Genomic DNA, 7143 nt, shown 5'->3' on the forward strand with positions numbered 1-7143 from the left:
ACGGCGCGGACGAGCAGGGCCGCCGCCCGCTGTCGATCCACTCCCGGGCCGAAGAGGGCGCCCAGGAGTGGACCTGCCACGCCACCGGCCTGGTCGGCAACACGGCAGTCGAAGCACAGCCGGCCGACCTCAGCGTGTGGCCCCCGCCGGTGCCGACCCGGTGCCGGTGGAGGACATCTACCCGTCCCTGGACGCGGTCGGCCTGTCGTACGGGCCGGTGTTCCAGGGCATCCAGGCGGTGTGGCTGCACGGCGACGACGTGTACGCCGAGGTCGCCCTGCCACAGTCCGCTGTGGAGCAGGCCGGCCGGTTCGGTCTGCACCCGGCCCTGCTGGACGCGGCCCTGCATTCGTTGAACGTCACCGGCTGGGACGCCCCCGGCCTCGGCGGCGTGCCGTTCGAGTGGCGTGGCGTACGGCTGCACGCCGCCGGCGCCGGAGGCCTGCGGGTACGCCTCTCCCAGGCAGCCGCCGGCGGGGTCACCCTCGCCGTGGCGGACGCGTCCGGCATGGCCGTCGCCTCCGTGGAGTCGCTGGTGCTCCGGGCGGTCACCGCCGCACCCACCGCGGCCGGCTCCGACTCGCTGTTCCGGGTCGACTGGCGTGAGGTGCCGTTGCCGGAGCACGCCCCGGCCGACTCGGTCGTGCTGCTGGGCGCACCACTGTCCGGTTTGGACGTACCGGTGGTGGAAGACCTGAGCGGCGCCGCTGGTGTGGCGGTGCTACTCGCGCAAACCCCGGCTGGACACGTGGTGGAAGGCGCGCACAGCGTGGCCGAGCGCGTGCTGGGCGCGGTGCGGGAGTGGTTGGCCAGCCCTGGTGAGCGGCTTGTCGTGGTGACGAAGGCCGGCGTGCTTGTGGGCAGCGACGGCGATGTCGATGCGGCGATGGCTCCGGTGTGGGGCCTGTTGCGGTCGGCGCAGTCGGAGCACCCGGGCCGGGTGGTCCTTGTCGACGTCGACGGCGACCCCGCCTCGGCGGGCCTGATCCCGCTGCTGGCGGTCGGTGACGAGCCGCAGGCCGCGGTGCGGGCAGGCAGGGTGTGGGTGCCGCGTCTGGAGCGGGTACCAGCCACCGCCTCGGAGACCGGTTGGCGGCTGGAGGTCTCCGCCGACGGCACCTTGGACGGTCTGCGTCTTGCTCCGGCACCGGAAGCGGTGGGCGCATTGGAGCCCGGCCAGGTGCGGATCGCGGTCCGGGCCGGCGGGATGAACTTCCGCGACGTGTTGATCGCGTTGGGCATGTACCCGGATCCGGCCGTGCTCGGTTCCGAGGGCGCCGGCGTGGTCGTGGAGGTCGGCCCGGGCGTGACCGAGTGGTCGGTGGGTGACCGGGTGATGGGCATGTTCTCCGGCGCCTTCGCTCCGGTCGCGGTCGCGGATGCCCGGATGATCGCGAAGATCCCGGACGGTTGGTCGTACGCGACGGCGGCGTCAGTTCCGATCGTGTTCTTGACCGCCTACTACGCCCTGGTGGATCTGACGGGTTTGAGGGCGGGGGAGACGATCCTGATCCACGCCGGCACTGGCGGTGTCGGTATGGCGGCTACTCAGTTGGCCCGCCACTTGGGTGCGAACGTGTTGACCACGGCGAGTAGGACGAAGTGGCCGGTGTTGCACGAACTCGGGTTCAGCGGCGAGCAGGTCGCGTCGTCGCGTGATCTGGACTTCGAGCAGGCATTCATGGACACCACGGGCGGTCGTGGTGTGGATGTGGTGCTCAACGCGCTGGCGGGCCCGTTCGTGGACGCGTCGTTGCGGCTGCTGCCTCGGGGTGGCCGGTTCGCGGAGATGGGTAAGACCGACCAGCGCGATCCGGCCGTGATCGCCGAGCAGCATCCGGGTGTCGCCTACCGAGCCTTCGACCTGGTCGAGGCCGGCCCGGACCGGATCGGGCAAATGCTGGCCCACCTTCTGGAGCTGTTCGACGACGAAACCCTCACGCCGCTGCCGGTCAAGGGCTGGGACATCCACGAGGCGCAGGAGGCGTTCCGGTATGTCTCGGCGGCCAAGCACATCGGCAAGGTCGTCCTCACCGTGCCGGCCGGCTGGTCCGGGGACGGGACCGTGCTGATTACCGGTGCGACCGGTGGTTTGGGTGCGGTGGTGGCCAGGCATCTGGCGGCGACGCACCGAGTGCCGCATCTGTTGCTGGCCAGTCGTTCGGGCCCGGCTGCCGAGGGTGTGCGGGAGTTGGTGGCCGAGCTGGCGTCATACGGTAGCCGGGCGACCGTGGTGGCGTGTGATGTCGCCGATCGGGAGCAGATTGCCGATCTGCTCGCCCACGTTCCGCAGGATCAGCCGTTGCGGGCGGTGGTCCACGCTGCCGGGGTGCTCGACGACGGGCTGGTGGAGTCACTGACACCGGAGCGGTTGCGGGCGGTGTTGAAGCCGAAGGTGGACGCGGCATGGCACTTGCATGAGTTGACGGTGTCGCTTCAGTTGGACAACTTCGTGATGTTTTCGTCTGCGGCGGCTGTGTTCGGGGCGGCTGGGCAGGGCAATTACGCGGCGGGTAACGCGTTCCTGGATGCGCTCGCGGTGCACCGGCGTAGCCGTAACCTGCCTGCTGTTTCGCTGGCGTGGGGTATGTGGGCGACCAGGTCGGGGATGACCGCGCACCTGTCTGATGCCGACTTCGCGCGGGTTGCTCGGGCTGGTGGGGCCCTCGATGAGGCGGAGGCGTTGACTCTGCTGGACCAGGCGCTCACCACGGGGTGGGCGAACGTGGTTCCGGCCCGTCTCGACGTGGCGGGGATCCGGGCCCAGGCCGGTGCGACGGTTCCGGCGCTGCTGCGTGGGCTGATCAAACCGGCCCGGCGCGCCGCGACCACGGTCGCCGTGGACACCGACAGCCTGGCCGGGCAGCTGGCCCGGCTCAGCCCGGCTCAGCAGCGGGAGCAACTGCTGACGGTGGTGCGTACGCACACCGCCGCGATCCTGGGTCACGCTGGCCCGGACACGGTGCCGCCGGAGCAGTCGTTCAGCAACCTGGGGCTGGACTCGCTGACCGCTGTCGAGCTGCGCAACGCGCTCAACAGCACCACCGGGCAGCGGCTGCCCGCCACGCTGATCTTCGACTACCCAAACCCGGCCACCCTCGCCGAATACCTGTTCGGCGCGATGGTCTCCGACGGCGCGCTGTCGTCGGCGTCGATCCTCGAAGAGCTCGACCGGCTGGAGGGCGTACTCGTCTCCTCGGCGGCCACCGACGCCGAACGCGCCCAGATCACCGTGCGGCTCCAGTCGCTGGTCATGAAGTGGGGCGAAACGCAGAGCACGGCCGGCGAAGCACCGGCACAGCTTCAGGTCACGACGGACGACGAGCTCTTCGCCTTCATCGACAAGGATCTCGGGGTCTCGTGATGCACGCAGGAATCGGACCGCGACTCGACTGTGGAGCCCGCGCATGAATAACGAAGACAAACTCCGGGACTATCTACACCGCGTAACGGTCGACCTGCAGAAGACACGGCAGCGCCTCATCGAGGTGGAGTCGAAGGACCAGGAACCGATCGCGATCGTCGGGATGAGCTGCCACTACCCGGGTGGTGTCAGCTCGCCCGACGAGCTCTGGAAGCTCGTCGCGGACGGCGTCGACGGCGTCGGCGCGTTTCCCACCGACCGAGGCTGGCGCACCGACGGGCTCTTCGACGCCGGTCCGGACAGCTCCGGCACCAGCCTCGCCCGCGAGGGTGGCTTCGTCCACACCGCGTCGCAGTTCGACACCGGGTTCTTCGGCATCAGCCCGCGCGAGGCGCTCGCCACCGACCCGCAGCAGCGGCTGCTGCTCGAAGCCACCTGGGAAGCGTTCGAAAACGCCGGTATCGACCCGCAGATCCTGCACGGCAGCCAGACCGGCGTCTTCATCGGCTCCGGCAGCCAGGACTACTCGGTGCTCACCGCCGCGAACCCCGGCAGCGTCGAGGGGTACGCCATGACCGGCCTGGCCAGCAGCGTCATGTCGGGCCGCATCTCGTACACGCTGGGTCTGGAAGGGCCGTCGCTGACCGTCGACACCGCGTGCTCGTCGTCGCTGGTCGCGCTCCACCTCGCCGCCCACGCGCTGCGGCAGCGCGAGTGCCCGCTCGCCCTCGCCGGCGGCATCACGGTCATGGCCACCCCGTCGCTGTTCATCGACTCCAGTCACTTGGGTGCCATCTCGGGCAGCGGGCGCTGCAAGGCGTTCGCCGCGGCCGCCGACGGCACCGGCTGGGCCGAGGGCGTCGGGCTGCTCGTCCTCGAACGCCTCAGCGACGCGCGCAACAACGGCCACCAGGTGCTCGCTGTGCTCCGCGGCAGCGCCGTCAACCAGGACGGCGCCAGCAACGGCCTCACCGCCCCAACGGGCCGTCGCAGGAGCGGGTCATCCGGCAGGCCCTCGTCAACGCCCGCATCCCGGCCGCCGAGGTCGACGTCGTCGAGGCGCACGGCACGGGCACCACGCTGGGCGACCCGATCGAGGCGCGGGCGCTGCTGTCGACGTACGGGCAGGGGCGCGACCCCGAAAAGCCGCTGTGGCTCGGCTCCATCAAATCGAACATCGGGCACACGCAGGCCGCCGCCGGGGTCGCCGGCATCATCAAGATGGTCATGGCGATGCGGCACGCGGTGCTGCCCAAGACGCTGCACGTCGACGAGCCCACCCCGCACGTCGACTGGAGCAGCGGCGCGGTGGCGCTGCTGACCGAGCCGGTCGCGTGGAAGGCGAACGGCCACCCCCGCCGCGCCGCGGTGTCGTCCTTCGGGGTCAGCGGCACCAACGCCCACGTGATCATCGAGGAGCCGGAGGAGGCGCCCGGCGGCGAGCCGGGGCCGGGCGTGGCGCCGACGGCCGTACCGTGGCTTGTCTCCGCCCGCAGCGAGCCCGCGCTCCGCGCGCAGGCCGCCCGCCTCGCCGACTTCGTCTCGGCCGGCGCCGCCGAAATCACCGACATCGGGTACACGCTCGTCACCAACCGCGGCGCCCTTTCGCACCGGGCGGCGGTCGTCGGGGCAGACCTCGACTCGCTGGTACGGTCACTGGGCGAACTCGCCGCCGGTGAGCCCGGCCCGGGTGTCGTGGTCGGTCCGGCGCTGGGCAGCGCGAGCGGCAAGGTGGCGTTCGTCTTCCCCGGCCAGGGCTCCCAGTGGGCGGGCATGGCAGCCGGCCTGCTCGCCGACTCGCCGGTGTTCGCGGCGTCGATCGACGAGTGCGCGGCGGCACTGGCGCCGTTCGTCGACTGGGACCTGCGCGCGGCGCTCGCCGACCCGGCGATGCTCGATCGGGTCGACGTCGTGCAGCCGGCGCTCTTCGCGGTCATGGTGTCGCTGGCCGCCGTGTGGCGCCACCACGGCGTGCACCCCGACGCCGTCGTCGGTCACTCTCAGGGCGAGATCGCCGCCGCGTACGTGGCCGGCGCACTGTCGCTTGAGGACGCCGCGCGGGTCGTGGCGCTGCGGTCGAAGGCACTCGTCGCGCTCGCCGGCGCGGGTGCCATGCTGTCGGTCGCCGCGCCCGTCGACGACGTCCGGTCCTGGTTGGACGGACACGACGAGGTCGCCATCGCGGCCGTCAACGGACCCTCGTCGGTGGTCGTCGCCGGTGCCACGGCAGCGGTGGAGGCGTTTCAGGAGACGCTGACCGTACGCACCAAGCGAATCGCCGTCGACTACGCCTCCCACTCACCCCAGGTCGAGGCGATCGCCGCCGAGCTGGCCACCCTGCTCGCCGCCGTGCGGCCCCGCCAGGCCGAGGTGGCCTGGTACTCCACTGTGGAGAGCCGGTGGATAGACGGGACTGGGGCGGACGCGGACTACTGGTACCGCAACCTGCGCAACACCGTCTGGTTCGCGCCGGCGACCGAGGCGCTGCTCGGCGAGGGCTTCCGGGCGTTCGTGGAGGCCAGCGCCCACCCCGTGCTGACCACCGGCATCCAGGAGAGCGTCGACGCCTCCGGGGCCACCGCGCTCGTCACCGGCACGCTGCGCCGCGACGAGGGTGGCGCCGACCGCCTGCTCACCTCCCTCGGCGCCGCGCACGTACACGGCATCCCCGTCGACTGGGCCACCGTCTTCGCCCCTGGCAACCCCGCCGGGTCGACCTGCCCACGTACGCCTTCCAGCGCACCCGCTACTGGCTCGAACCCCGGCCGCCGCCCCCGGTGACGTCACCGCCGCCGGCCTCAGCGCAGCCGGGCACCCGCTGCTCGGCGCCGCGGTACGACTCGCGAACGCCGACAGCGTCGTCCTCACCGGCCGCCTCTCGGTCAGCTCCCACCCGTGGCTCGCCGACCACACCGTCGACGGCACCGTGGTCGTACCCGCCTCGGCCTTCGCCGAGTGGGCGATCCGCGCCGGCGACGAGGTCGGCTGTGAGACGGTCAGCGACCTCGTGCTGCACACCCCGCTCGCCCTCCCGCCGCACGGTGGCGTCCAAGTGCAGGTCACCGTTTCCGCGGGCGAGGGCGGGCGCCGCGACGTCGGCGTCTACGCCCGCGACGAGGACGGGACGACCGAGTGGCGGCAGCTGGCCGGCGGCACGCTGACCTCCGCCGCGGAACCGGCCGCTGGCGACCTGCGCGCCTGGCCGCCGCCCGGCGCGGAGATCGTGCCCACCGACGACTGGTACGCCCGCACCGGCCCGTCCGGCGTCGACCACGGCCCCGCCTTCCAGGGCATCCAAGCGGTGTGGCGGCGCGACGACGACGTGTACGCGGAGGTCGCGCTCCCCGAGACCGTGCACGGCGACGCCGCCCACTTCGGCCTCCACCCCGCCCTGCTCGACGCCGCCACGCAGGCCGCCGGCGCCGGCCTCGACGCCGAAGGTGTGCCCACCGAGTGGCGCGGCATCCGCCTGTACGGGACCGGTGCGGCGGCGCTGCGGATCCGGCTCACCCTCCGTCCAGATGGGACGTTGGCGCTCCTCGCCGCCGACCACACCGGCGTCCCGGTCGCCACCGTCGAAGCGCTGACCCTGCGCCCGATCGCGGTCGAGCAGCTCGAGTCCGGTGCGCGCCGGGCGACCGGCCTGATGCACCAGGTCGACTGGGTCGCCGTGCCGCTGCCGGAAAACGGCGTCGGCTCGTACCCGGAGATCGGCGAGACCGGCGAGGAGGGTGAGGCGCCTGCGGCGGTCGTCTATCGCGTGCCCGGCGCGGATCCCG

The 7143-nt window shown here is 72.2% G+C and carries 1 protein-coding gene and 2 pseudogenes; all 3 read left to right on the forward strand.

Going from position 1 to position 7143, the window contains the following annotated elements; all coding sequences use genetic code 11:
- The first annotated feature begins 136 nt into the window (after window positions 1-136).
- Window positions 137-3364: an SDR family NAD(P)-dependent oxidoreductase gene (locus Pflav_RS49235; RefSeq protein WP_197937896.1), complete on the forward strand. Its 3228-nt coding sequence runs from the start codon at window positions 137-139 to the stop codon at window positions 3362-3364.
- A 43-nt stretch (window positions 3365-3407) separates the two neighbouring features.
- Window positions 3408-6145: pseudogene (locus Pflav_RS48400) on the forward strand (type I polyketide synthase).
- A gap of 37 nt (window positions 6146-6182) precedes the next feature.
- A pseudogene (locus Pflav_RS49240) lies at window positions 6183-6968 on the forward strand (polyketide synthase dehydratase domain-containing protein); the annotation flags it as partial.
- Window positions 6969-7143: the final 175 nt, after the last annotated feature.

This window comes from Phytohabitans flavus (assembly GCF_011764545.1).
GTDB lineage: Bacteria > Actinomycetota > Actinomycetes > Mycobacteriales > Micromonosporaceae > Phytohabitans > Phytohabitans flavus.